The organism is Streptomyces sp. MMG1533, assembly GCF_001279775.1.
Lineage (GTDB): Bacteria > Actinomycetota > Actinomycetes > Streptomycetales > Streptomycetaceae > Streptomyces.
Window position 1 is genome coordinate 12,931 of the sequence record NZ_LGDG01000123.1, and the last position, 23,586, is coordinate 36,516.

27 protein-coding genes and 1 riboswitch are annotated in these 23,586 nt (G+C 70.7%); of the genes, 13 read left to right on the forward strand and 14 right to left on the reverse strand.

Features of this window, described 5'->3' with window-relative positions; all coding sequences use genetic code 11:
• Positions 1–18: 18 nt before the first annotated feature.
• Together ADK57_RS14835 and ADK57_RS14840 are read right to left on the reverse strand one after the other, a co-directional pair.
• Positions 19–489, reverse strand: coding sequence for a hypothetical protein (locus ADK57_RS14835; protein ID WP_107091550.1), 471 nt, complete (start codon positions 487–489; stop codon positions 19–21).
• 81 nt (positions 490–570) lie between these two features.
• The gene (locus ADK57_RS14840; RefSeq protein WP_053749932.1) at positions 571–756 is read right to left on the reverse strand and encodes a hypothetical protein; all 186 of its coding nucleotides are present in this window, start codon (positions 754–756) and stop codon (positions 571–573) included.
• 274 nt (positions 757–1,030) lie between these two features.
• On the opposite strand from ADK57_RS14840, the gene ADK57_RS14845 reads away from it, so the two are divergent.
• Positions 1,031–3,079, forward strand: coding sequence for a HelD family protein (locus tag ADK57_RS14845; RefSeq protein WP_053749933.1), 2,049 nt, complete (start codon positions 1,031–1,033; stop codon positions 3,077–3,079).
• Here ADK57_RS14845 and ADK57_RS14850 read toward each other — a convergent pair.
• Positions 3,072–3,791, reverse strand: coding sequence for a copper homeostasis protein CutC (locus ADK57_RS14850; protein ID WP_053749934.1), 720 nt, complete (start codon positions 3,789–3,791; stop codon positions 3,072–3,074). The two genes, ADK57_RS14845 and ADK57_RS14850, sit on opposite strands and share 8 nt — an antisense overlap.
• A gap of 144 nt (positions 3,792–3,935) precedes the next feature.
• On the reverse strand, positions 3,936–4,601 hold the full coding sequence (locus ADK57_RS14855) for a maleylpyruvate isomerase family mycothiol-dependent enzyme (protein ID WP_053749935.1): 666 nt from the start codon (positions 4,599–4,601) through the stop codon (positions 3,936–3,938).
• A gap of 46 nt (positions 4,602–4,647) precedes the next feature.
• Between ADK57_RS14855 and ADK57_RS14860 the strand changes: the two genes are divergently transcribed.
• Positions 4,648–5,295 carry a hypothetical protein gene (locus ADK57_RS14860; protein ID WP_053749936.1) on the forward strand — a complete coding sequence of 216 codons (648 nt, stop codon included), beginning with the start codon at positions 4,648–4,650 and terminating at the stop codon, positions 5,293–5,295.
• 26 nt (positions 5,296–5,321) lie between these two features.
• On the forward strand, positions 5,322–6,398 hold the full coding sequence (locus ADK57_RS14865; protein WP_199830581.1) for a GNAT family N-acetyltransferase: 1,077 nt from the start codon (positions 5,322–5,324) through the stop codon (positions 6,396–6,398).
• On the opposite strand, the gene ADK57_RS14870 is transcribed toward ADK57_RS14865, so the two are convergent.
• Together ADK57_RS14870 and ADK57_RS14875 are read right to left on the reverse strand one after the other, a co-directional pair.
• Positions 6,380–6,658: a DUF4031 domain-containing protein gene (locus ADK57_RS14870; RefSeq protein ID WP_053749937.1), complete on the reverse strand. Its 279-nt coding sequence runs from the start codon at positions 6,656–6,658 to the stop codon at positions 6,380–6,382. The genes ADK57_RS14865 and ADK57_RS14870 overlap by 19 nt on opposite strands.
• Positions 6,655–7,038: a hypothetical protein gene (locus tag ADK57_RS14875; RefSeq protein WP_053749938.1), complete on the reverse strand. Its 384-nt coding sequence runs from the start codon at positions 7,036–7,038 to the stop codon at positions 6,655–6,657. Before ADK57_RS14875 ends, ADK57_RS14870 begins: the two co-directional genes overlap by 4 nt.
• 55 nt (positions 7,039–7,093) lie before the next feature.
• On the opposite strand from ADK57_RS14875, the gene ADK57_RS14880 reads away from it, so the two are divergent.
• From ADK57_RS14880 to ADK57_RS14890, 3 genes are read left to right on the forward strand one after another with little or no spacing between them, the layout of a single operon-like run.
• Positions 7,094–7,981, forward strand: coding sequence for a MurR/RpiR family transcriptional regulator (locus tag ADK57_RS14880; protein ID WP_078973119.1), 888 nt, complete (start codon positions 7,094–7,096; stop codon positions 7,979–7,981).
• A gap of 39 nt (positions 7,982–8,020) precedes the next feature.
• A complete protein-coding gene (gene murQ, locus ADK57_RS14885) occupies positions 8,021–8,953 on the forward strand; it encodes an N-acetylmuramic acid 6-phosphate etherase (RefSeq protein WP_053749940.1) in 933 nt (310 codons plus the stop codon).
• Positions 8,954–9,005: 52 nt separating this feature from the next.
• A complete protein-coding gene (locus tag ADK57_RS14890) occupies positions 9,006–9,848 on the forward strand; it encodes an aldo/keto reductase (protein ID WP_053749941.1) in 843 nt (280 codons plus the stop codon).
• Here ADK57_RS14890 and ADK57_RS14895 read toward each other — a convergent pair.
• The gene (locus ADK57_RS14895; RefSeq protein ID WP_107091555.1) at positions 9,820–10,212 is read right to left on the reverse strand and encodes a hypothetical protein; all 393 of its coding nucleotides are present in this window, start codon (positions 10,210–10,212) and stop codon (positions 9,820–9,822) included. The genes ADK57_RS14890 and ADK57_RS14895 overlap by 29 nt on opposite strands.
• A 121-nt stretch (positions 10,213–10,333) precedes the next feature.
• On the opposite strand from ADK57_RS14895, the gene ADK57_RS14900 reads away from it, so the two are divergent.
• The 6 genes from ADK57_RS14900 to ADK57_RS14925 all read left to right on the forward strand — a co-directional run bounded on the left by ADK57_RS14900 (position 10,334) and on the right by ADK57_RS14925 (position 14,205).
• Positions 10,334–11,173: a helix-turn-helix domain-containing protein gene (locus ADK57_RS14900; RefSeq protein ID WP_053749943.1), complete on the forward strand. Its 840-nt coding sequence runs from the start codon at positions 10,334–10,336 to the stop codon at positions 11,171–11,173.
• Positions 11,157–11,372, forward strand: a complete 216-nt coding sequence (locus ADK57_RS14905) for a DUF397 domain-containing protein (protein ID WP_053749944.1) — start codon at positions 11,157–11,159, stop codon at positions 11,370–11,372. The genes ADK57_RS14900 and ADK57_RS14905 overlap by 17 nt, the downstream gene beginning before the upstream one ends.
• Before the next feature lie 25 nt (positions 11,373–11,397).
• Positions 11,398–11,934, forward strand: a complete 537-nt coding sequence (locus tag ADK57_RS14910; protein ID WP_053749945.1) for a DinB family protein — start codon at positions 11,398–11,400, stop codon at positions 11,932–11,934.
• A 276-nt stretch (positions 11,935–12,210) separates the two neighbouring features.
• On the forward strand, positions 12,211–13,029 hold the full coding sequence (locus ADK57_RS14915) for a hypothetical protein (RefSeq protein ID WP_053749946.1): 819 nt from the start codon (positions 12,211–12,213) through the stop codon (positions 13,027–13,029).
• 162 nt (positions 13,030–13,191) lie between these two features.
• Positions 13,192–13,449, forward strand: a complete 258-nt coding sequence (locus ADK57_RS14920) for a Uma2 family endonuclease (protein ID WP_324612191.1) — start codon at positions 13,192–13,194, stop codon at positions 13,447–13,449.
• A gap of 186 nt (positions 13,450–13,635) precedes the next feature.
• Complete coding sequence (locus ADK57_RS14925; protein WP_053749947.1) at positions 13,636–14,205, forward strand: hypothetical protein; 570 nt, start codon at positions 13,636–13,638, stop codon at positions 14,203–14,205.
• Positions 14,206–14,231: 26 nt separating this feature from the next.
• Here ADK57_RS14925 and ADK57_RS14930 read toward each other — a convergent pair whose 3' ends face one another.
• The 7 genes from ADK57_RS14930 to thrC form a co-directional block, all read right to left on the reverse strand.
• Positions 14,232–15,785 (reverse strand): carboxylesterase/lipase family protein, encoded by a 1,554-nt coding sequence (locus tag ADK57_RS14930; protein ID WP_078973120.1) that lies wholly within the window; start codon positions 15,783–15,785, stop codon positions 14,232–14,234.
• Between the two features lie 45 nt (positions 15,786–15,830).
• Positions 15,831–16,706, reverse strand: coding sequence for a metallophosphoesterase family protein (locus tag ADK57_RS14935; RefSeq protein ID WP_053749948.1), 876 nt, complete (start codon positions 16,704–16,706; stop codon positions 15,831–15,833).
• 28 nt (positions 16,707–16,734) lie between these two features.
• A complete protein-coding gene (locus tag ADK57_RS14940; RefSeq protein WP_053749949.1) occupies positions 16,735–17,865 on the reverse strand; it encodes an NADH:flavin oxidoreductase in 1,131 nt (376 codons plus the stop codon).
• 232 nt (positions 17,866–18,097) lie between these two features.
• Positions 18,098–19,723, reverse strand: coding sequence for a chaperonin GroEL (groL, locus tag ADK57_RS14945; protein ID WP_053749950.1), 1,626 nt, complete (start codon positions 19,721–19,723; stop codon positions 18,098–18,100).
• Positions 19,724–20,055: 332 nt separating this feature from the next.
• A complete protein-coding gene (locus tag ADK57_RS14950) occupies positions 20,056–20,262 on the reverse strand; it encodes a cold-shock protein (RefSeq protein WP_007493268.1) in 207 nt (68 codons plus the stop codon).
• A 431-nt stretch (positions 20,263–20,693) separates the two neighbouring features.
• Positions 20,694–20,969: a MoaD/ThiS family protein gene (locus tag ADK57_RS14955; protein WP_053749951.1), complete on the reverse strand. Its 276-nt coding sequence runs from the start codon at positions 20,967–20,969 to the stop codon at positions 20,694–20,696.
• On the reverse strand, positions 20,966–22,276 hold the full coding sequence (gene thrC / locus ADK57_RS14960; RefSeq protein WP_053749952.1) for a threonine synthase: 1,311 nt from the start codon (positions 22,274–22,276) through the stop codon (positions 20,966–20,968). Before thrC ends, ADK57_RS14955 begins: the two co-directional genes overlap by 4 nt.
• Positions 22,277–22,294: 18 nt before the next feature.
• Positions 22,295–22,453, reverse strand: a riboswitch (SAM riboswitch).
• Between the two features lie 188 nt (positions 22,454–22,641).
• Here thrC and ADK57_RS14965 point away from each other — a divergent pair.
• On the forward strand, positions 22,642–23,586 hold the full coding sequence (locus tag ADK57_RS14965; RefSeq protein WP_053749953.1) for a glucosyl-3-phosphoglycerate synthase: 945 nt from the start codon (positions 22,642–22,644) through the stop codon (positions 23,584–23,586).

Below are 23,586 nucleotides of genomic sequence, written 5' to 3' on the forward strand. Positions count from 1 at the left end.
ACGGTCGGCCCGTCGGCGTCACGGCGAGGGGATCGTGAACACCAGGACGATCACGAGTACCGACGGGGCGACGGCGACGGTGGAGGCCCAGCAGCGCAGTTTCGCATAGCGGACCTTGCGGGGCAGCGACCAGGCGGTGACGAGCGCGGCGAGTGAGAGCACTCCGCCGAAGAGGATCGTGCCGTAGATCAGGTACAGCCACGTCGTGAGCGCCGTCGGGCAGCGGCTGCCGCAGCTGTCGGTGGCCATCACGGACAGGCCGCCGAGGAAGAGTGCGGCTGGACCGATGACCGCCAGGAGAAGCGTGGCGACCAGAGGTGCCGACATGGGCCGGGGGTCGTGGTCGTCGGGACCGGGGATCGCGTACGGAACGTAGTACGGCGGGCTCGGCGGGGAGTACGGCCCGTCCTGCGGTGCCGGCGGAAGGTACGGCCCGTGCTGCGGTCTCGGCCGGGAGTACGGCCCGTCCTGCGGTGTCGGCGTCGTCATGCGTGCAGTCAAGCAATCCGGCCGGGGGCCGGTCACCGGTGCGGGTACTCAGGTGGCTTGTGCGTCGTACTCAACCGCACGTCACCTGCGGCGGACGCCCGCCTCCTCGCCGTACTCCCCGAGGACGACGACGTCGAAGGCGGCGCCCGCGAACACCTTCACGGCACGCAGGGCTTCGCCGAAGACGTGACGGTGGCTGCCGAGGACGGGTGTGGCGCCGGCCGTGCGGGGCGGGCACGGGACTGGGGTGATGGTTGCTGCGCTCATGTCTCCATGGTGGCGTTCCGGACATAAGGACGGCATCGGTCTGCGGGGCGAACCCGGGTGGTCACCGTGTAGTACTTCGGAGCGAGCAGCCACCCTCAGGGTGGAGGGGACGTCCCCTAGGGGGCGGGAAAATCATTCGCTCCCGGCCGTGCCGTCCACTTACAATCTCCGCTCTTGCCCGCCTCCCCAGGGAGTGCCGCCGCCCGGACGGAAACCGGTCGGTATCTCACAGCCGCTCATCCACCTGTCCAGCAGGTCCCTCGGAGGCACCCCCTTGTCCACCCCGCCCCCGCCCGTCGACGACCCCCTCGCCCGCGAGCGCTCCCACCTCGCCGAATCCCGCGCCGCCCTGCGTGCCATGCGCGAGGACGCCGAGTCCCTCGACATCCGCGACGTCACCGCGAACTGGGTCAACGCCCAGATCCTGGAGCGCCAGATCGGCGAGCGCATCAAGGCACTCGCCGACCTCAGCCACACCCCGCTGTTCTTCGGCCGGCTCGACTACCTGCACTCGCCCGGCGCCGAGCAGGCCGAGGGCGCGGAGGGCGAGCGGTTCTACATCGGGCGCCGGCACGTCCACGACCACGACGGCGACCCGATGGTCATCGACTGGCGTGCGCCGGTCTCGCAGCCGTTCTACCGGGCGTCCAGGAAGGCCCCGATGGACATCGCGCTGCGCCGCCGCTTCGGTTACACGGGCGGCGACCTCACGGCGTACGAGGACGAGCACCTCTCCGACCCGGCGGAGGCGGCGGCCACCAGCAAGCTGCTCCAGCAGGAGATCGAGCGCCCGCGCGTGGGCCCGATGCGCGACATCGTGGCGACCATCCAGCCCGAGCAGGACGAGATCGTACGGTCCGGGCTCGGCGGGACGGTGTGCGTGCAGGGCGGCCCGGGGACCGGAAAGACGGCCGTCGGCCTGCACCGCGTCGCCTATCTCCTCTACGCCCACCGCGAGCGGCTCGCCCGTACCGGCACCCTCGTCATCGGACCGAACAAGTCCTTCCTGCACTACATCGAGCAAGTCCTGCCCGCGCTCGGCGAGTTGACGGTGAAGCAGGCCACCGTCGACGACCTGGTGGCGCATGTCGACGTGCTCGGCACGGACGAGGCGGCGGCCGCGGTCGTCAAGGGCGACGCGAGGATGGCGGAGGTACTGCGCAGGGCCGTCCACTCGCACGTGACCATGCCGACCGAGCCGGTCGTCGTCGTGCGCGGCTCGCGCCGCTGGCGGGTCGCGGCGTACGAACTCGAGGACATCGTCCGTGAGTTGCTCGACCGCGACATCCGCTACGGCGCCGCCCGCGAGGCCCTCCCGCAGCGCATCGCGCACGCGGTGCTGGTGCAGATGGAGCGGTCCGGCGAGGCCCCGGACGACCGGGTGCAGGACGCGGTGGCCCGCAACGCGGCGGTGAAGGCGGCCGTCAAGCAGGTCTGGCCGCCCGTCGACCCGGCGAAACTCGTCCTGCGACTGCTCACGGACGCGGACTTCCTCGCCGTGCACGCGGACGGAATCCTGACCGAGGACGAGCAGAAGACGATTCTCTGGGCGAAGCCCGTCCGCAGTGTGAAGTCCGCCAAGTGGGCACCCGCGGACGCGGTGTTGATCGACGAGGCCAACGACCTCGTCCAGCGCACGCCCTCCCTGGGCCATGTCGTCCTGGACGAGGCACAGGACCTGTCCCCCATGCAGTACCGGGCCGTCGGCCGCCGCTGCACCACCGGCTCGGCGACCGTCCTCGGCGACCTCGCGCAGGGCACCACCCCCTGGGCGACCCGGAGTTGGGACGAGGCGCTCGCCCACCTCGGCAAGACGGACGGCGTGATCGAGGAACTGACGGCCGGTTTCCGCGTACCGACCGACGTCATCACCTACGCCTCCCGCCTCCTCCCGCACATCGCCCCGGGCCTGGCCCCGGTCGCCTCGGTCCGTGAGAACCCCGGCTTCTTCGACCTGCGCCCGGTCTCCGGCACCGCCGACGTGGTCGCCGCCTGCGAGGAGCTGCTGCGGCACGAGGGCTCCACCGGCCTGATCGCCGCCGACGCCCGCGTCCCCGCCCTGGCGGAGGCGCTCACCGCGGCGGGCCTCGGCCATCTCGCGCCGGGCGAGGAGACCACGTACGAGACCCGTCTGACCCTGGTCCCGGCCTCCCTGGCCAAGGGCCTGGAGTACGACTACGTGGTGCTCGACGAACCCCGGGCCGTGGTCGACGCCGAACCCGACGAGCGCACCGGCCTGCGCCGCCTGTACGTCGCCCTGACCCGGGCGGTGTCGGGCCTGATCGTGACGCATGCCGCACCGCTGCCGCCGCAGCTCACCTGAGGTCGGCAGCCCCATCCAGCACCCGCCGCCACTGGGCGACCGCCGCCGCCGACACCGGCCGCCCCCAGCCCTCGGGCCGCGCGGCCCCGCCGATGTGAAAGGCGTCGATCCCGGCGGCCCGAAGCGTCGGCACATGGTCCAGCCGCAGCCCTCCGCCGACCAGGATCCGCTGCTCGTACCCGGGCTCCCCGCCCCGCCTCCGCGCCGCCTCGGCGAGCAGCGTGGGGAGCCCGTCGTCCACGCCGGACGCGGAACCGGCGGTGAGGAAGGTGTCGAGGCCGGGCAGGCCGTCCAGCTGCTTGCGCAGGGCGTCCCGGTCGGCGGAGTGGTCGATCGCGCGGTGGAAGGTCCACCGGCAGCCGTCCAGCTCGCCGGCCACGCGCTCCACGGCCGCGAGGTCCACTCCGCCGTCCGTGTCGAGGAACCCGAGCACGAACTCCTCGGCGCCCACGGCCCGCATCTCCCCGGCGACCCGCACCAGCCGGTCGACGTCCTCGGCGGCTCCCGCCGCGAACCCGTCCGCCGGCCTCAGCATCACGCGCAGCGAGATGTCGACGGCGGCCCGGATCCCGGCGACCGTGCCGGCCGACGGGGTCAGCCCGTCGGCCGCGATGTCGGTGACCAGCTCAAGCCGGTCCGCGCCTCCGGCCTGGGCGGCGACCGCGTCCTCGACGTCGAGGGCGATCACCTCCAGGACTGCACGCTTGCTCATGGGACCCCATTCGTCGGGCGGCTACAGGTCTGGCAGTCAGGTCTGGCCAGACCTGACTACAGGTCTAGTCCAATCCAAGCCTACGCCTGTACGACCACGCCGGTGCGGGGCCCTGCTCACCCGAAGACGCACACCCGAAGACGCTCAGCCGTAGATGTTCAGCTCCTCCGCCTTCGCCCCCGCCAGTTCGTACTGCGCCCCCGCCGCCGAACGCCCCGCGTACAGCCGTACGAGAGTGGCGGCGTCGCCGATGTACCGCGCCGGAGGCCGCTCACCGGGAACCCCGCCCAGCCGCAGCGGCTCGTCGAGGTCGTCGAGGTCCGCGTGGAGCGGCACGTGGTCCCGCTCCCGGGTGATCCGGACCAGCAGCGTCAGCGCGTCCGGCAGTCCCGCGCCCGCGTACGCCCCCGGCTCCCCGAGCGCCTCACGCACGTCACCGGCATGGACCCACTCGCCCAGCGCGATCCCGTCCAGCACCCCGCCCGCCCTGGCGATCACGAGGCCCGCCTCCGTCATCCCCCGCTCCAGTTCGTCCACGACCTGCCGGTTCGGCCAATCGGCCCGCTCGGCGATGTCCCGGTCGTTCGACTCGGGCGAGAAGACGTCCTTCTCGTACCTGCTCTCCACCACCCGCATCAGCGCGGCCGAACAGTGCGCGAGCACGTCCCGCACGGTCCAGCCCGGACACGCGGTGGCCGGCAGGGCGAAGTCCTCGTCGGGCCTGGCGCGCAGCAGCGGGACGAGGGCGTCCCGCTCGGTGGTCAGCAGCCGGCCGGGCAGTTCGGGGTCACGTTCGTCGGCAGAAGTCATGGCACCAAGCTAGGGGCCCGGCCCAGGCCGAGGGGAGAATGAGCACATGGCCGATCCCGACGCCCTGCGCACCCGTTTCGTCCGTGCCCTGGAAGGAGCCCGGGGCCCCGAGGCCGTCGGCCCCGACCCGGCCCCGTACGCCGACAACCTGCTGGCCCGCTGGCAGGAGCCGCAGCGCCGCTACCACACGCTGACCCACCTCACCGCGGTCCTCGACCACGTCGACGTACTGGAGAAGTACGCCACCGACCCGGACCTCGTACGCCTCGCGGCCTGGTTCCACGACGCGGTCTACCTCCCCGACCGCTCCGAGAACGAGGAACGCTCGGCCCGCCTCGCCGAGCGCGCCCTCCCCGAGGCCGGGCTCGCGGCGGACCAGGCCGCCGAGGTCGCCCGCCTGGTCCGCCTCACCACCACCCACGACCCGGCCGACGACGACCCGGACGGCCAGGTCCTTAGCGACGCCGACCTGGCGATCCTCGCCGCGCCCCCGTCGGCGTACGCCGCGTACACGGCCGCGGTCCGCGAGGAGTACGGCTTCGTCCCGTCCGACGCCTTCCGCGCGGGCCGCGCCGCGATCCTCCGCCAACTCCTCGCCCTGCCAAGGCTGTTCAGGACGCCGTACGGGCAGGCGGAGTGGGAGGCCACGGCCCGCTACAACCTCGCCGCCGAGCTCGAAATGCTGTCGACCTGAGGCACCGGCCCCTCTACCCTGCACCCATGCAGGACATGGGTGGGGACCGGGTGGAAGAGGCCGTCGCGGGCGCCGTGGCGCTGCTGCGGACGGCGACGGGGCGGGACTGGGACGAGGTGAAGGCCGGCCGGCTGGAGTGGAGCTGCCTGCGGACCGGCGTGCACATCGCGAGCGATCTCATCGCGTACGCGGGGCAGTTGGCGGGGCGGGCGCAGAGCGGGTACGTCCCCTTCGAGATCACCCTCGACGAGGGCACCGACCACGACGGCCTGCTGGACGTCGTCGAGGCGACCGGGGCGCTGCTCGCCGCCGCCGTCCGCACCGCGCCCCGCGAGGCGCGCGCCTTCCACCCATACCCCTTCCGCAGCGCGAACCGCGAGGGCTTCGCAGCGATGGGCGTCGCCGAGGTGCTGCTGCACACGCACGACATCGCCGAGGGGCTGGGCCTGGCGTACGAGCCGTCCGCCGCACTCGCCGAGTACGTCCTCACCAGGCTCTTCCCGCACGTCCAGCCCGGCCCCGGCCACTGGCGCACCCTGCTGTGGGCCACCGGCCGCGGCGATCTGCCCGGCCGCGCCCCCGTCACCGAGTGGCGCTGGCGCAACAACCTCGTCATCCCCGGCGACCGGCTCACCCTGCAGGGCGTCACGCCCGCGGCCGCCGCCGACCTGCTCACGGGCGGCGACGGAGGCTTCGACTGGCTGGAGGGCGGCCCCTTCCAGGGCACCCTGGAGGCCGCCGGGATGCTGCTGAAGGCCTACGAGGCCGGGGTGCACCGCCCGGAGTTCGGCCTGTTCGCCCTCGTACGGCGGGGGGACGGCCGCGCGGTCGGCGGCATGGGCTTCCACGGCGCCCCGGACGAGGAGGGCACGGCGGAGGTCGGCTACGACCTGGTGGAGAGCGCCCGCGGCAACGGCTACGCGACCGAGGCGCTGCGCACGCTGTGCGAGTGGGCGCTGGCCCGGGACGACGTACGGTCCCTGTTCGCGACCGTCGAGTCGGACAACGCCCCGTCCCGGGCGGTGATCGCCCGCGCCGGGTTCGTGCAGGTGAGCGAGAACTTCGGCGAAGAGGGGCTGCACGCCTACGAACTGCGCGGCTGAGCCCGCCCCTTCGGCCTCCGAAGCCCCGCCCCGTACAGGAGCCGCACCACTTCCCGGCTGCTGACCTCGACCGCCCCCGCGGCCACCGCGTCCGCGTACCGGTGCGACGGAATGTCGTAGTGGTCGCGCTCGAAGGCCCGCCGGGGCACGCCCAGCCGCTCGGCGAACGTGTGCAGTTCGGCGTACGAGACGTCGCTGACGAGGTGGGACCACATGCGCCCGTGGCCCGGCCAGTCGGGCGGGTCGATGTACACCGTCACGAGGACGGCGTCCCACCGGTCGCCGACCCGAGCGCGCCCACCGCGGCGACCTTCACGCCCGCCTTGTGGCACACCCAGTGCGGGTCGGGACCGAGCTCCGGTTCGACGTCCAGCGCGTGCGGGTCGCCGGTGCCGCACACCGGGCACAGGGGCCAGCGGCCGTACCGCTCGAGCAGCGAGTCCTGTACGTCCTGTGCGACCAGCCCGGCCACGAAGGCCACGCCGTCCGGCCACTGCTCGACCCACCAGCGGCGCTGCACGACGGAGTCCTCGACCAAGGACACCACGTCCGCGGCGGCCACCTCGCCCGCGGCCAGGTCGGCGAGCACGAGGGCGCGTGCCGCGTGCAACGCCTGCTCCAGGGGGCTGATGGGGTCCATGCATCCATTGTGCGCACTCTTGACCACACCACGGAACCGAAAATATCTTTCATGGGTGACCCAGGAAGTGAAGGAAATTTTCGGCAACGGTCTGGCCTCCAAGGTACGCACCCTCGCCCCCTCGATGACCCGCTCCATGCACCGCGTCGCCGAGGCCGTCGCGAACGACCCCGCCGGCTGCGCCGCCCTCACGGTCACCGGCCTCGCCGAACTCACCGGCACCAGCGAGGCGACGGTCGTGCGCACCGCCCGCATCCTCGGCTACCCCGGCTACCGCGACCTGCGCCTCGCCCTCGCGGGTCTCGCCGCCCAGCAGCAGTCGGGCCGCGCGCCCGCGATCACGACGGACATCGCGGTGGACGACCCGATCGCCGACGTCGTGGCGAAGCTCGCGTACGACGAGCAGCAGACCCTCGCCGACACGGCGGCCGGCCTGGACACCGTGCAGCTCGGGGCGGCGGTGTCCGCGCTGGCGGGGGCGCGGCGGACGGATGTGTACGGCGTCGGCGCCAGCGGGCTGGTCGCCCAGGACCTGACCCAGAAACTGCTGCGGATAGGGCTGATAGCCCACGCCCACAGCGATCCGCACCTCGCCGTCACGAACGCGGTGCAGCTGCGGGCGGGGGACGTGGCGATAGCGATCACCCACTCAGGGTCGACGGGCGATGTCATCGAGCCGTTGCGGGTCGCGTTCGAGCACGGGGCGACGACCGTGGCGATCACCGGTCGGCCGGACGGGGCGGTGACCCAGTACGCCGATCATGTGCTGACCACGTCCACGGCTCGGGAGAGTGAACTTCGGCCGGCGGCGATGTCGTCGCGGACCAGTCAGCTGCTGGTGGTGGACTGTCTGCTGGTGGGGGTGGCACAGCGAACGTATGAGACGGCGGGGCCGGCGCTGGCGGCGTCCTACGAGGCGTTGGCGCATCGGCACCGGCGATAGACCCGATCACACCGCACATCGAAAGAGCCGACTCTCACCATGACCTCGACCTCCAATCCCGGTGATCTCCAGGCCCAGTTGGAATCCCTCACCACCGAGGCCTTCCGCCCCGAGCTCGCCGACATCGACCGGCTGCCCACCCTCGACATCGCCCGTCTCATGAACGGCGAGGACGCCTCCGTGCCGGACGCGGTCGCACAGCGACTTCCTCAGATCGCCGCCGCCATCGATGCCGTAGCCGAACGGATGAGCCGCGGCGGCAGGCTGATCTACGCCGGTGCCGGTACCGCCGGACGGCTCGGGGTGCTGGACGCGTCCGAGTGCCCGCCCACCTTCAACACGGATCCCGCCCAGGTCGTCGGTCTGATCGCGGGCGGCCGGGAGGCCATGGTCACCTCGGTCGAAGGGGCCGAGGACTCGGCGGGGCTGGCCCGCGCCGACCTCGACGCCCTCGCGCTGACCCCGGCCGACACGGTGGTCGGGATCTCCGCCTCCGGCCGCACCCCGTACGCCATCGGCGCGGTCGAACACGCCCGGGAGCAGGGCGCGTTGACCATCGGCCTGGCCTGCAACGCGGACAGCGCGCTCGCGGCGGCCGCCGAGCACGGCATCGAGATCGTCGTCGGCCCCGAACTGCTCACCGGCTCCACCCGCCTGAAGGCGGGCACGGCCCAGAAGCTCGTCCTCAACATGCTCTCGACGATCACGATGATCCGCCTGGGCAAGACGTACGGGAACCTGATGGTCGACGTACGCGCCTCGAACGAGAAGCTGCGAGCCCGCTCCCGCCGTATCGTCGCGCTGGCGACGGGCGCGGAGGACGAGGAGATCGAGCGGGCCCTCTCGGCCACCGACGGCGAGGTGAAGAACGCGATCCTCACGATCCTGGCGGGCGTGGACGGCCCCACGGCGGCCCGCCTTCTGGCGGACTCCGACGGTCACCTGCGCGCCGCGCTGGCGGCGGCCCGCTGACTCGCCAACCGGCCTTGTTAGCGTGGGTGTTCGACCAGGGGGAGGAACCTGCATGACGCCCACAACCACGTTCCGTATCGGCGGAGACCTGGAGGTACGGCGGCTCGGATTCGGGGCGATGCGACTGCCGACCGAACCGGCGGACGCCCGCGCCGCGTCCGTCGCGCTGCTCCGGCGGGCGGTCGAACTGGGCGTCACGCTCATCGACACGGCGCACCTGTACGGCTGGGGAGCCAACGAGGAGCTCGTCGCCGAGGCCCTGCACCCCTACCCCACCGATCTCCTCGTCACCACCAAGGTCGGCGTCGTACGGACCGAGTCGGGCGACTGGTCCTACGACGCCCGCCCCGCCTCCCTCCGCACCCAGGTCGACGAAGCCCTGCGCCGCCTCCGCACCGACCGCATCGAACTCCTCCAACTCCACCGCATCGACCCGGACACCTCGCTCGCCGACCAGCTGGGAGCACTGGGCGAACTCCGCTCGGAGGGCAAGATCGGCCGGATCGGCCTGTCCGAGGTGACGGTCGCGGAGTTGGCAGAGGCCCGCACGATCGTCGACATCGCCAGCGTCCAGAACCGGTACAACGTGCTCGACCGCGAGTACGAGCCGGTGCTCAAGGCATGCGAGGCGGCGGACATCGCCTTCCTGCCGTGGCGGCCCGTGGCACCCGGCGCGGCGGACAAGGAACCCGAGATCACGGCGGTGGCATCCGAGCTGGAGGCGACCCCGACCCAGGTGGCCCTGGCCTGGCTGCTCGCCCACTCGCCGGTGACGGTGCCGATTCCGGGGACGGCGAGCATCGGTCACCTGGAGGAGAACGTGGCGGCGGCTGACATTCGGCTGACCCGGGACCAGTACGACCGCCTCAACAGGGCAGCCGCCCCTCCTTGTTGACCCTGCGGACCCGCGCCCGCAGCACCTCCTCCCGCGGCGCGGGCCCTGTCGACTCCGGCGGACAGTCCCACTCCCGCCCACCGGCGACGGGCCGCAACTGCACCCGCCCACCGACGTGCCCCATCACCTCCCCGAGCCGCCCGTCCCGCACGTCCACGACATGCGTACCGATCGCGGGCCGCTCCCCGCGCAGCACGGAGGCCAGCCGCTCGGCCGTACGGACGTTGCACCGCCCGAGCTCGACGAGGGCGAACGGCTCGTCGCTCGCGCCGGTCACGGGGTCGACGCGCAGGGACGGCAGGATGATGCCGACGCCGACGAGGGCCTCCCGCACCGACTCCACGACTTCTTCGGTCGACCGCACGGTCATCTCGCTACCTCCACGCTGAGTTTCCGGTTCGCAACACAGCGTGGCCGTCACGCTTCTAACCTGGCCATACCGGATGCTCCAACAACCTCTGCTGTGGGACAGGGAGTCGCCAGACATGCCAGGACCGAAGGACCTCGACCCCTCCTCGTCACCCCGCGCCCTGCTCGGCGCCGAAATCCGCCACGCGAGAGAGAAGGCGGGCCTGAGTCAGGAGGACCTCGGCCTACGCCTCTTCAGCAGCGGCTCGTTCATCGGGCAGTTGGAGGCGGGTACGCGGCGGATGCAACCCGAGTACGCGCGAATGCTGGACGAGGTGCTGGGGACGGAGGACTTCTTCGCCAGGAACTGCGGGGCGTCGGCCAAGTCGAAGTATCCGGAGCACTTTGCCGAGGCGGCGGAGGCAGAGGAGGGGGCTACGACGATCAGGGAGTACGCGTCGATGCTGATCCCCGGCCTGCTCCAGACTCCCGCCTACGCACGGGCCGTGTGCCGCGCATACCAGCCGACAGCGCCGGAGGAGGCGATCGAGGAACTGGTCGTGGCCCGGATGGAGCGGGCCCGCATCCTCGATGATCCAACAAGGCCGTTGTTGTGGGCGGTGATTGACGAAGCCGCCTTGCGTCGAATGACGGGTGAACGCGCCGTGATGGCGGGGGTACTGCACCACATCGCCGGCCTGATGCGCCGGAACCGGGCCATCGTCCAAGTGCTGCCGTTCGACGCGGGGGCGCACCCGGCGATGCAGGGGTGCGTCAAGCTGATGGACTGCGACGACGCGCCTGCACTGGTCTACCTCGAAGGTGTCGGCACCGGACGACTGGAGGACGACCCCGCCACCGTGTCGCGCTACCGGCACTACTACGAACTCCTCACGGCCTCAGCCCTCTCGCCCGGGAAGTCCCTGGCCTTGATCGGGGCGATGGCGCAGGATTACGCCCATGAGGAGCATCCCTGAGTACGACCTGGACGCAACGACCTGGCACAAGTCGAGCTACAGCGGTGGCAGCGGTGACAACTGCCTGGAAGTGACCCACGACCACCTCCCCGCCCTCATCCCGGTCCGCGACTCCAAGCACCCCCACGGCCCGAAGCTCGTGTTCCGGGCGCAAACCTGGTCGGCATTCGTAGAGGCGGTCATAGAGGTCAGGATCTGACCTCTATGACTCCTAGCGTGACCCCATGACCGACACCACACACGCCAACATCACCACCGACGAGCGCACAGATGTGCTGGAAACGCTGGCCCACAGCCGGCAGTTCCTGCGCTTCACCACCCGCGACCTCACCGACGAGCAGGCCGGGCGGCGGACCACTGTCAGCGAGCTGTGCCTTGGCGGCCTGATCAAACACGTCACGGCGGTGGAGCGGAGCTGGGCGGACTTCATCCTCAACGGCCCGTCGGCCATGCCCGACTTCACCGCCATGACCGAGGCCGACTTCACCCGGCGGGCCGACGAGTTCCGAATGCTGCCCGGCGAAACACTGGCCGGTGTGCTGGCCGACTACGACGAGACGGCCCGCCGGACCGACGAACTCGTCACGACCCTGCCCGACCTGAACGCCACCCATCCGCTGCCCAAGGCTCCATGGAACGAGCCCGGGGGGCGATGGTCGGCCCGCAGGGTGCTGCTGCACATCGCCGCCGAGACCGCCCAGCACGCCGGCCACGCCGACATCATCCGCGAGTCCCTGGACGGCGCCAAGAGCATGGGCTGACCGGTCCCGAAGCTCAAGCGTCCAGCTCCGAGCCCTCTTTCTGAGGAACGGGTGGCGGGCCCCAACCCGCCCTCCCACCCCGCGTGTTGACTTGACGCGTTCGGCTTGCCACGCACCGTAACGATCGTCTAGCGTGCCCGGATAACGAACAGCCCCCGCCAGGTGCTAGCAACACCTGCGGGGGCCTGACCTACGAGATCGAAGGAAAAGTTCGATCCCATGGCTGACGCCCAGTTTAGTGCTGCCTCCCTGCCCGCGCACGCCCTCTCCCACCCAATGGCCAGTCCGGGTTACGGAAAACGCTCCGCCCCCGGCCAACACGCCCGCACGGCTCATGACTTCGCCGACCTCCCGCCCCGCGAAGCCGCCATCGCCGCGTTCATCGACCGTCTCTCCGACGGCGCCGACATCTCCGTAAAGACGCTGGCCAAGGTGCTGCCGTACGGACAGTGCGCCCTCCGCACCGCCCTCAACCGCCTCCAGCAGGCAGGCCACTTGCGGCGAGGGCGCGAACATCTGACCATCGAGTCCTCCGGCTCCCGATGGATCACCCGATCGTGGTGGTCCCGTACCGCGCGCGACGACGACTGGTGGGCGGCCTTCACACGAGGTGACGTGCCGGAGGAAGCCCGGCCGTCCCCGCAGACCCGCTCCCGCGCCTACATCCTCCTCGCGGCCCTCGGTCGCGAGACCCCCGCGCTCTCCCTCTCCGCCGCCGACTGCGCGGCCCTCGCTCCCCTCGTCACCGAGTGGTACGCCCGTGGCGCCACCGACACTGCCGTACGCCACGCCCTGACCGCCGGCCTCCCCGTCCCGGTCCACAGCCCGGCCGCCTTCCTCCAAAAACGCCTGACCACCAAGCTCCCGCCCGAACCCGCACCGGCCCCGCGCGCACCCCTCCGCATCCTGGAGTGCGCCGACTGCGGCACCCCGGGCCGCCCGGAGGCTCTGCCGGGTGGCCACTGCAGCGCGTGCCGGGGCGAACGCGCGCCTGCCCAACCCACTGCGCCCTTGCCCGCACCCACGATCCACGCCCGCGCGGCCGAGATCCGCTCGGCGATGTCCCAACGACGCCGAGAGAAGGCCCCCGCATGACAGCTCCTACGGTCCGACGAGACCACTCCGAGGCACGATGGGAGGAAGGAGGCGACGCCATGACCCCAGACACGACCGACCGCCCGCAGATGGATGTCGAAGACTTCGACGAACTCGTTCGCAGGGCTCCGAGGCGAGTGGTCCGAAACGGATGGCGCGCTCATGGCCGTAGAGATCACCTCACACGACCGTGACACCGACCAGCGCGACCGCATCGACAAGCCCATCGGCTACGCGGAGGCCGACATCCCCGTCTACCTCCTAATCGACCGCGACAACAACACGGTCACCGTCTTCAGCGAACCGAAGGACGGCCGCTACCAGCAGTCCCCGTCCTACCCGTGGGGCGCTACCGTCGAGATCCCCTCCCCCGTCGACATCACCCTCGACACCGAAAAGCTCAAGGACTACGCCGACTGACGGCCTCACAAGGATGGAGACGAGACACCCCGTGCAGCCATCGCAGACTCGGGACGAACTCCAGCGGCAGCGCGACGAGGCCGACATCGCCGAAGCTCGTGCATGTGAGGCGGCTCCGTCCGGCCCATCGATGTCCCACGACGAGTTCCTTGCCCAGCTGGACGCCGAAGACCGGAGCCGCACCCCATGAACCACGCCCAGCTCACCGCCCTCGGCCGCGCCCTGCGTCTCCTCGGGGAGCACGGCGAGGCCCTCACCGGTGACACCCCCGACGCCCGGCTGCACGAGGTCAAGGCCGATCTCAAGCGGGCCCTGGATCTGCTGGAGGACAGCGTCACCGCGGCCGCGCCCTCCACGCGCTGCCCCGAGCATCCAGGCGGGCCGGTCGACGAGAACGCCCCCGACCTGTGTCTGCTGTGCGAGACCCGTCGGCGGGCCGCCCGGCGTTCCGAGATCAACGGGCCCTCCGGGCACTCCCGGCCCGCCGAGCCCACGCCCTCCCGGTACGGCGTGCGCGAGGACCGGCCGCAGCCCCAGCAGCGGTGGCTGCCGGAGCTGTGGAACGGCCAGGCGTGGCAGTTGTGCGGGACCCCGCGCCGGGACCGGCACGAGGCCGAGCTCTATCTCGCCGCCCAGCGGCGCGGGCCCCGGGCCGCCATGGCCTACCGGCTCGTGCACGAGTTCACCGACTACGAGGTGCTGCGCGTCTGGGGCACCCCGGTGCGCGTCGACATCGAGCCGCTCGGGAACCTGTAGAAGCCTCCGGCCAGAAGCCCACAGCGTCAGCCCAGCAGCGGCATCGGCGCGAACTCGTACCCTTCCCACATCCGCCTCGACACCTCCTCCGGATACGCCCTGACCTGCGGCTCCGCATCCAGCACCTGCACCAGCCGCCGCTGCGTGTCGTACGCCGGCCAGCCCGGGTCGCCCGTCCTCGCGAACGCCGTCCAGGAAGCCCGGAACCGGGCCGACAGCGCCTCGGCCTCCGGCGGGACCTCCCCGCCGGGGAACAGCATGATGCCGAGATCGGCGGCGAACGTACCGAAGAGCAGCGGGATGTCCAGCGCGTGGCAGGCGCCGAGGGCGCCTCCGCCGGCCGGCGCCGGCCAGGTCAGTTCGTAGACGTGGGCGCGGCCGCCGCCCGCGAGCTGCGCCTCGGCCAGATGGTGGCTCGGCATGTTGAACAGCCAGTCGGTCTGGACGCGTTCGAACAGCTCGCCCGGCGAGGCGTCGGGGAACGCGGCACGGTAGCCGTCCTCACCGGCGGCGCTCGGCGCGAACATGCGCAGCGCCCCCCGCGCCTGCTCCTCCGTGATCTGCCCCAGCTGCCCGCCCATCGCCAGGAACAGCCGGAACTCGTCCCGGTTGTGGCCGACGATCAGCTCCACGTCCCGGCCCGCCCCGGCCGCCAGCGCCTGCCAGGGCGTGACCGGCAGGACCTCTCCGTCGACCACCGGGGAGAAGGGGGTCAGAGTCGGGGCGGCCTGGCCCCACCTGTCCAGGTACTGGAGCATCTTCTGCCCCAACGCCTCCCCCGCGGACGGCAGTTGGCGCGGGTCGACCGTCGCCAGGTCCCCCACCGTAGGCCGCAGCCCCGCCTCCGCCGCGATCGCCGTCGCGATGTCACGGGCCAGGGCGTCGGAGAAGTACGTGCCGGGCACGCTCTGGGCGATGGCCCGCCGGAACAGGCCGGACGCGCTCGGCATGGCCAGCAGGGCCGCCACCGATCCGGCGCCGGCCGACTCGCCGAAGACGGTCACCTGGCCGGGGTCGCCGCCGAACGCCGTGATGTTGTCCCGTACCCACTCGAGCGCGGCGACCTGGTCGAGCAGGCCGCGGTTGGCGGGCGCACCCTCGATGTGGACGAAACCCTCGATGCCGACGCGGTAGTTCAGGGAGACGACCACGACGTCACCGTCGTGCGCGATGTGCCGGGCGTCGTAGCCGGGGCTGCCGGCCTGGCCGAGCTTGTAGGCGCCGCCGTAGATCCACACCATGACCGGGCGGTGGGCGGCCGGGTCCGGGTCGGGCGTCCAGACGTTGACCGTCAGCCAGTCGTCGCCCGCGGGTACGTCCGGTGCGTCACCGCCACGGCCCAGGAACGCCGCCTCCTGCGGGGGCGGCGGGCCGAAGGCGTACGCGTCGCGTACGCCTTCCCACGCCGGGGCCGGGCGCGGCGCCTGGAACCGCGCCTTGCCGACCGGCGGGGCGGCGAACGGGATGCCGCGGAAGACGGTCAGCCCGTCCTCCCGGCGCCCGCGCACCGCACCGGCCTCGGTACGGACCACGGGCGGGGCGGAGTCCGCCATGGGGCCTCGGGGCTCGGTCGTCGTCATTCGTCGGCACTCCTCGCTGATCGTTGCTGCTCTGAATCATTGCCCTCAACCATGATTCTCGACAAGCGATCGCACCCGCTCCTCCCCCAGCTCGTACACCGTCTCGTGCGCCCGCGGGTCCCGTGCGTGGAAGGTGTGGAACAGCGGGCCGGTCGGTCCGCCCAGCTCCACCAGGGAGGCCGACGCCCCGCGCACCGCCCGTTCGGTGCCGGGCGGGGTCGTCAGGTCGATGCGGTTGACCACGCCGGGGGTGACCCACACCGGCACGGACGCCAGGAAGCCGAAGAGCTGGAGGTGGAAGTGGCCGGTGAGGACGGCCCGGACATCGGTGCCCCGGATGACCGCCGCCAGGTCCTGCGGGTCGCGCAGGCCGAAGACGCGCTGCGTCTCGACGTCGAGCGTGATCGGCGGGTGGTGGAAGGCGAGGATCGTGCCCTGTGCCGCGGGTTCCCTCAGCACCTCCCGCAGCCAGTCCAGTTGGGTGCGGCTCAGCCGGCCGTGGACGCGACCCGGCACCAGCGAGTCCAGCGTGACGAAACGCCAGCCGTCGACCGTGCTCACCGCCGCCCGCTCGCCGGTCGCCGACTCCAGGACCGTCTCGGCGCGTTCGGTGCCCTCCGCCGTCAGGTGGCCGCTGCCGAGCACCTTGGTGAAGGCCGTACGTTCGTCGTGGTTGCCGGTGGTGAGGAAGACCGGCGCGCCCGTGCGCCTCGCGAACTCCCCGACCAGGTCACGGAGCGCCGCGTACGCCTCCGTCTCCCCCGCGTCGGCGAGGTCACCGGTCACGACGATCGCGTCGACGCCCTGCTGATGCCGGAGTTCGGCGAGCATCAGGCGGAGGGACTCGGTGGCGTCGACGCCGTACTTGTTGGGGGTGGCGGTCCGGTCGAGGTGGGTGTCCGAGAGATGCAGTATCCGCATCTCTCGGACGCTATACGGGAGTTGCAGCTCAGGACAGCGTCTTCAGCGCAGCCGCGTCGTAGGGCTTGAGCTCGTCGAAGCGGTCGGCGAGGACCTTCGCCGCCCACTCCGGGTCCTGGAGCAGGGCGCGGCCCACGGCGATCAGGTCGAACTCCTCGGCCTCCAGCCGGTCGAGCAGGTCGTCGATGCCCTTGACCGGGGCGCCCTCGCCCATGAAGCCCTTGAGGAAGTCGCCGTCGAGGCCGACCGAGCCGACGGTGATGACGGGCTTGCCGGTGAGCTTCTTGGTCCAGCCGGCCAGGTTGAGGTCCGAGCCGTCGAACTCGGGGAGCCAGTAGCGGCGGGTGGAGGCGTGGAAGGCGTCGACGCCGGCCGCGGCGAGCGGGGCGAGGATGGACTCCAGCTCCTCGGGGGTCTCGGCGAGACGGGCGCGGTAGGCCTCCTGCTTCCACTGGGAGTAGCGGAAGATGACCGGGAAGTCGGGCGAGACGGTCTCGCGGACCGCCGCCACGATCTCCTCGGCGAACCTGGCACGGGCCACCGGGTCGCCGCCGTAGGCGTCGGTACGGCGGTTGGTGCCCGCCCACAGGAACTGGTCGACGAGGTAGCCGTGGGCGCCGTGGATCTCCACGCCGTCGAAGCCGATGCGCTCGGCGGCCGCGGCGGCCTCGGCGAACGCGCCGATGACGTCGTCCAGGTCGCGCTGGGTCATCGCCTTGCCGGTCGCCTCGTCGGCGCCGAGGCGCAGGCCGGAGGGGCCGACGGCGGGGGCGTCGGCGTAGGGCGGCTGGCCCTGCTCGCGCACCATGCCGATGTGCCACAGCTGCGGCACGATGGTGCCGCCCGCCGCGTGCACGTCCGCTGCGACCTTGGCCCAGCCCGCGAGCTGCTCCTCGCCGTGGAAGCGCGGGATGTCGTCGCTCTGCCCGGCCGACTCGTGGCCGACGTAGGTGCCCTCGGTGACGATCAGGCCGACGCCCGCGGCCGCGCGGCGCGCGTAGTACGACGCCACGTCCGCGCCGGGGACGCCGCCCGGGGAGAACTGGCGGGTCATGGGCGCCATCGCGATGCGGTTCGGGACGGTGAGGCCGTTGATCGCGGTCGGGCGGGAGAGGATGCGGGCCGCGCGGGAGGTGGACTCGGCGGTGGTGGCGGTCACGTGGGGACTCCTCGGAGAGGTCGGGGACTTCGAGCGGTCGTCGGACAGTCTGACATTCCAAACGGTATGTGCATACGCATCAACTGCCCCCTTGCTCAACCGCCCCACCCACCTGGGCATTCCGGCGGGCGGGCCGGGATCCGCTGTGATCCCGGACACGCCGAAGGGCGGCACCCCCTGTCTCCAGGAAGTGCCGCCCTCGGTCAGGACGGTTGATCAACCCTCGGGTCGATCAGAAGTCCATGTCACCGCCCGGCATGCCGCCGCCGGCCGGGGCAGCGCCCGCCTTCTCCGGCTTGTCGGCGATGACGGCCTCGGTGGTGAGGAACAGCGCGGCGATGGAGGCGGCGTTCTGCAGGGCAGAGCGCGTGACCTTCGCCGGGTCGATGATGCCTTCGGCGATCATGTCGACGTACTCACCGGTCGCGGCGTTCAGGCCGTGGCCGACGGGCAGGTTGCGCACCTTCTCGACGATGACGCCACCCTCGAGACCACCGTTGACGGCGATCTGCTTGAGCGGGGCCTCCAGGGCGAGCTTCACGGCGTTGGCGCCGGTCAGCTCGTCACCCTCCAGGTCCAGCTTCTCGAAGACCGAGGAGGCCTGGATGAGGGCCACGCCACCACCGGCGACGATGCCCTCCTCGACGGCCGCCTTCGCGTTGCGAACGGCGTCCTCGATGCGGTGCTTGCGCTCCTTGAGCTCGACCTCGGTCGCGGCGCCGGCCTTGATGACGGCCACGCCGCCCGCGAGCTTCGCCAGGCGCTCCTGGAGCTTCTCGCGGTCGTAGTCGGAGTCGCTGTTCTCGATCTCGGCGCGGATCTGGTTGACCCGGCCCTGAACCTGCTCGGAGGAGCCGGCACCGTCGACGATGGTGGTCTCGTCCTTGGTGATGACGACCTTGCGGGCACGGCCCAGGAGGTCGATGGAGGTGTTCTCCAGCTTGAGGCCGACCTCCTCGGAGATGACCTCGCCGCCGGTGAGGATGGCGATGTCGTTCAGCATCGCCTTGCGGCGGTCACCGAAGCCCGGGGCCTTGACGGCGACGGACTTGAAGGTGCCGCGGATCTTGTTGACGACCAGGGTCGACAGGGCCTCGCCCTCGACGTCCTCGGCGATGATCAGCAGCGGCTTGCCCGACTGCATGACCTTCTCGAGGAGCGGGAGCAGGTCCTTGACGGAACCGATCTTGGAGTTGGCGATCAGGATGTACGGGTCGTCGAGCGACGCCTCCATACGCTCCATGTCGGTGGCGAAGTACGCCGAGATGTAGCCCTTGTCGAAGCGCATACCCTCGGTGAGCTCAAGCTCAAGACCGAAGGTCTGGGACTCCTCGACGGTGATGACGCCTTCCTTGCCGACCTTGTCCATCGCCTCGGCGATGAGCTCGCCGATCTGGGTGTCGGCGGCGGAGATGGAGGCCGTGGAGGCGATCTGCTCCTTGGTCTCGACGTCCTTGGCCTGCTCGAGCAGGGCACCGGAGACGGCCTCGACGGCCTTCTCGATACCGCGCTTGAGGGCCATCGGGTTGGCGCCGGCGGCTACGTTGCGCAGACCCTCGCGCACCAGCGCCTGGGCGAGCACGGTCGCGGTGGTCGTTCCGTCGCCGGCGACGTCGTCCGTCTTCTTGGCGACTTCCTTGACCAGCTCGGCGCCGATCTTCTCGTACGGGTCCTCGAGCTCGATCTCCTTGGCGATGGAAACACCATCGTTGGTGATCGTGGGCGCGCCCCACTTCTTCTCGAGGACGACGTTGCGGCCCTTGGGGCCAAGGGTGACCTTGACGGCGTCGGCGAGCTGGTTCATCCCGCGCTCGAGACCGCGCCGTGCCTCCTCGTCGAACGCGATGATCTTGGCCATGTGAAGTGGTCCTCCCGGACAGGGGGTGGATTTCTCCGGACCGCGCTGGCGCCCGCGACGGACGGCCTGCCTGCCTCGTGGTTCCTTGCCCCACCCGGCCTGCGGGCCTCACCGACCCGGTCCTCGTTGTCACTCTCACCTTCAGAGTGCTAACGCCAATGATTAGCACTCGCCCCTGCCGAGTGCAAGCGCCTCCGGCCGACCGGTCCGGTCCGCGCGGCCGACCGCGACCGCCCCCGGACATGCCGAAGGGCTCGCATCCCATGACTCCCCATGGGGTGCGAGCCCTTCGAAAAAGAACAGAAGAACGACGCTGTCAGTCGGCGCGTGCTTCAGCCGGTCGCCAGTCGGACCATGTCCGCCTGCGGCCCCTTCTGGCCCTGCGAGATCTCGAAATCGACCCGCTGACCTTCCTCCAGGGTGCGGTAGCCGTCCATCTGAATCGCGCTGTAGTGGACGAAAACATCCGCACCACCGTCGACCGCGATGAAGCCGTACCCCTTCTCCGCGTTGAACCACTTGACGGTGCCCTGAGCCATGCCTAACTCCCCTATTACTGGCCCTTGCACAGATCCGCACTTCGCGGATCCGGGTCAGACCTCACCCCCCACATGGTTGGGGGCGTGCGCCGGAACGCGTCGACCGCGGCTGAATGTATCTGTCCAACTGCCGTCTGCAACAGGTCAATCGGACGAGAATTCTGGACGCGCACGGTCCGGAATGTGGCGAGAATTCGCCTGAATTCGGGGCAAGTCGGGCCCCATAAAATGCACAAAAGCCGCAAAAGAAGCGCACACTTTGGCTACTTCTTGTCGGGTGCAAGGTAGAAATCAAGGGCTTCCGACCCGTAGGTCGGCACCGCGTTCCCCAACTGTACCGCGCTCAACCACATTGAATTGCCCCCTCCGCTTCTCTCACGGAGGGGGCAATTCAGTGAACTCTCGGTAACCGAGGTTACCGACGGTAATAATCAGCCGCCGGCAACGGCCGGAATGATGGAGACACCGGCGCCGTCCGGGGTCGCGGTCTCCAGGCCCTGCTCGAAGCGGACGTCGTCGTCGTTCACGTACACGTTGACGAACCGGCGCAGCTTGCCCTGGTCGTCGAGCACACGGGCGGCGATACCCGTGTGGTTCTTCTCCAGGTCGGTGATGACCTCGGCGAGGGTGGCCCCCTCGGCGGCGACCTCGGCCTTGCCACCGGTGTAGGTGCGCAGGATGGTGGGGATGCGGACGGTCACGCTCATGCGAGGCCAGCCTCTCGGAAGGAGTCCAGGTTCGGGCGGATGGTGGCGGTGAGGCCGGTGCCGGCCACCGCGTCGAGGGTCTTGAGGCCGTCACCGGTGTTCAGCACGACCGTGGTCTTCGTCGGGTCGAGGAGACCATTCTCGATCAGCTTCTTCGCCACACCCACGGTCACACCACCGGCGGTCTCCGCGAAGATGCCCTCCGTGCGGGCCAGCAGCTTGATCGCGTCCACGACCTGCTCGTCGTCGACGTCCTCCACCGCACCACCCGTGCGGCGCGCGATGTCCAGGACGTACGGCCCGTCGGCCGGGTTGCCGATGGCCAGCGACTTGGCGATGGTGTTCGGCTTCTGCGGCCGCACGACGTCGTGGCCGGCCTTGTAGGCGACGGACACCGGCGAACAGCCCTCGGCCTGCGCACCGAAGATCTTGTACGGCTTGTCCTCGACGAGACCGAGCTTGATCAGCTCCTGCAGGCCCTTGTCGATCTTCGTGAGCTGCGAGCCGGAGGCGATCGGCACGACCAGCTGGTCCGGGAGCTGCCAGCCGAGCTGCTCGCAGATCTCGTACGCCAGGGTCTTGGAGCCCTCGGCGTAGTACGGCCGCAGGTTGACGTTGACGAAGCCCCAGCCCTCGCCGGCCGGGTCGCCGATCAGCTCGGAGCAGAAGCGGTTCACGTCGTCGTAGTTGCCCTCGATGCCGACGAGCTCACCGCCGTAGATGGCGGCCATGACGACCTTGCCCTGCTCCAGGTCGTGCGGGATGAACACGCAGGAGCGGAAGCCGGCGCGGGCGGCGGCGGCGCCGACGGCACCGGCCAGGTTGCCCGTGGAGGAGCAGGAGAGGGTGGTGAAGTCGAACGCGCGGGCGGCCTCGATGGCCTGGGCGACGACGCGGTCCTTGAAGGAGTGCGTCGGGTTGCCGGAGTCGTCCTTGACGAAGAGCTTGCCGGCGTCGACACCCAGCTCGCGGGCGAGGTTGTCGGCCTTGACGAGCTTGGTCCAGCCGGGGTTGATGTTGGGCTTGTCCGCCACGTCGGCCGGGACGGGCAGCAGCGGCGCGTAGCGCCAGATGTTCGCGGGTCCCGCCTCGATCTGCTTGCGGAGCTCCTCCGTGTCATAGGCGGAGAAGTCGTACGCGATCTCGAGCGGGCCGAAACACTCCTCGCAGGCGAAGACCGGGCCGAGGGGCACGCGGTGACCGCATTCGCGGCAGCTCAGCGCGGCGGCGGGGCCGAGGTCTACGGTGGGGTTCGCGGGGACGTTCGCGGTGGTGTCCGTGGTGCTTGCAACAGTCTGCGCAGCCATGTGAGGCGAGGCCCTTTCTCCTCATCTTCCTCACGACGCATCTCGCCGTGAGACGGATTTGGCACCTTCCCGAGCCGGGGAGCCTCGCTAAAACGATCGTCAGTGATCGCTACGAGACCGGCTGGAGGGTTGCCGGGGCTTCATCGGGCCGTATCCCTCTGCCCCTCTGGATGAGCGGTATGTAGTTGTTGATCGTTGAAACGGAACGCCGACCCTGACATGCGATGGTCATCAGCGTTGTTCAAGACTGTAACCGAAGGCCAGGACAGTTGAGATAGCCGTCCGAACCGCGAGATGGATCACATGGTCCGCCAAGAGACCATGGATCACGCGCTCGCCGAGAGAACGCAGAGGAGCCGCGCACTGTGCTGAATGAGGTCGAGCGTTGGCTGAGCACTCGCTCCTGGTCGAAGACCGATCGCCCGCTCCACAAGATCCTGGCAGCGAAACGCGCCACGGGACAGTCGGTCAGCGTCGTGCTGCCCGCACTCAACGAGGAGGAGACGGTCGGTGACATCGTCGCCGTGATCCGTCACGACCTCATGCAACAGGTCCCGCTCGTCGACGAGATCGTCGTCGTGGACTCGGGATCCACCGACCGCACGTCCGAAGTGGCCGCCGCCGCGGGGGCCCGGGTCGTCCACCGCGACGACATCCTCCCCCGCGTCCCGGTCGCTCCCGGCAAGGGCGAGGTGCTCTGGCGCTCGCTTCTCGCCACCAGCGGCGACATCGTCTGCTTCATCGACGCCGACCTGAAGGAGTTCTCCTCCGACTTCGTGTCCGGGATCGTGGGCCCCCTGCTCACCGAACCCGGCGTCCAGCTGGTCAAGGGGATGTACGACCGTCCCCTGGGCGGCGCTGCCGGCCAGGGCGGCCGGGTCACCGAGCTGATGGCCCGCCCGCTGCTGAACATGCACTGGCCGCAGCTGGCCGGTTTCGTACAGCCGCTCGGCGGCGAGTACGCGGCCCGCCGCTCGCTCCTGGAACAGCTCCCTTTCCCGGTGGGCTACGGCGTGGAGCTGGGCATGCTGGTCGACGCCCTGCACCTGGTGGGCCTCGACGCGCTTGCCCAGGTCGACGTCGGGGTGCGCAAGCACCGCCACCAGGACGGCCAGGCACTGGGCCGCATGTCCGCCGCGATCTATCGCACGGCTCAGCTCCGGCTGGCCCGCGGGCACCTCATCCGTCCTTCCCTCACCCAGTTCGAACGGGGCGAGGACGGCTTCGAGCCGCGCACCTACTCCGTGGACACGGAGGAGCGGCCGCCGATGGTGGAGATCGCGGAGTACGCGCAGCGAAAGGTTGCCTGA

Excerpts from the sequence above, each read along its gene's own strand:
- ADK57_RS14865 (WP_199830581.1), top strand. The coding sequence starts at position 5,322 with ATGCAGGACATGGGTGGGGACCGGGTGGAAGAGGCCGTCGCGGGCGCC.
- ADK57_RS14840 (WP_053749932.1), bottom strand. The coding sequence starts at position 756 with ATGAGCGCAGCAACCATCACCCCAGTCCCGTGCCCGCCCCGCACGGCC.
- ADK57_RS14850 (WP_053749934.1), bottom strand. The coding sequence starts at position 3,791 with ATGAGCAAGCGTGCAGTCCTGGAGGTGATCGCCCTCGACGTCGAGGAC.
- ADK57_RS14910 (WP_053749945.1), top strand. The coding sequence starts at position 11,398 with ATGACCGACACCACACACGCCAACATCACCACCGACGAGCGCACAGAT.
- ADK57_RS14925 (WP_053749947.1), top strand. The coding sequence starts at position 13,636 with ATGAACCACGCCCAGCTCACCGCCCTCGGCCGCGCCCTGCGTCTCCTC.
- ADK57_RS14860 (WP_053749936.1), top strand. The coding sequence starts at position 4,648 with ATGGCCGATCCCGACGCCCTGCGCACCCGTTTCGTCCGTGCCCTGGAA.
- ADK57_RS14875 (WP_053749938.1), bottom strand. The coding sequence starts at position 7,038 with ATGGACCCCATCAGCCCCCTGGAGCAGGCGTTGCACGCGGCACGCGCC.
- ADK57_RS14900 (WP_053749943.1), top strand. The coding sequence starts at position 10,334 with ATGCCAGGACCGAAGGACCTCGACCCCTCCTCGTCACCCCGCGCCCTG.
- ADK57_RS14955 (WP_053749951.1), bottom strand. The coding sequence starts at position 20,969 with ATGAGCGTGACCGTCCGCATCCCCACCATCCTGCGCACCTACACCGGT.
- ADK57_RS14930 (WP_078973120.1), bottom strand. The coding sequence starts at position 15,785 with ATGACGACGACCGAGCCCCGAGGCCCCATGGCGGACTCCGCCCCGCCC.
- groL (WP_053749950.1), bottom strand. The coding sequence starts at position 19,723 with ATGGCCAAGATCATCGCGTTCGACGAGGAGGCACGGCGCGGTCTCGAG.
- ADK57_RS14905 (WP_053749944.1), top strand. The coding sequence starts at position 11,157 with ATGAGGAGCATCCCTGAGTACGACCTGGACGCAACGACCTGGCACAAG.
- murQ (WP_053749940.1), top strand. The coding sequence starts at position 8,021 with ATGACCTCGACCTCCAATCCCGGTGATCTCCAGGCCCAGTTGGAATCC.
- ADK57_RS14890 (WP_053749941.1), top strand. The coding sequence starts at position 9,006 with ATGACGCCCACAACCACGTTCCGTATCGGCGGAGACCTGGAGGTACGG.
- ADK57_RS14920 (WP_324612191.1), top strand. The coding sequence starts at position 13,192 with ATGGCCGTAGAGATCACCTCACACGACCGTGACACCGACCAGCGCGAC.
- thrC (WP_053749952.1), bottom strand. The coding sequence starts at position 22,276 with ATGGCTGCGCAGACTGTTGCAAGCACCACGGACACCACCGCGAACGTC.
- ADK57_RS14835 (WP_107091550.1), bottom strand. The coding sequence starts at position 489 with ATGACGACGCCGACACCGCAGGACGGGCCGTACTCCCGGCCGAGACCG.
- ADK57_RS14855 (WP_053749935.1), bottom strand. The coding sequence starts at position 4,601 with ATGACTTCTGCCGACGAACGTGACCCCGAACTGCCCGGCCGGCTGCTG.
- ADK57_RS14915 (WP_053749946.1), top strand. The coding sequence starts at position 12,211 with ATGGCCAGTCCGGGTTACGGAAAACGCTCCGCCCCCGGCCAACACGCC.
- ADK57_RS14950 (WP_007493268.1), bottom strand. The coding sequence starts at position 20,262 with ATGGCTCAGGGCACCGTCAAGTGGTTCAACGCGGAGAAGGGGTACGGC.
- ADK57_RS14935 (WP_053749948.1), bottom strand. The coding sequence starts at position 16,706 with ATGCGGATACTGCATCTCTCGGACACCCACCTCGACCGGACCGCCACC.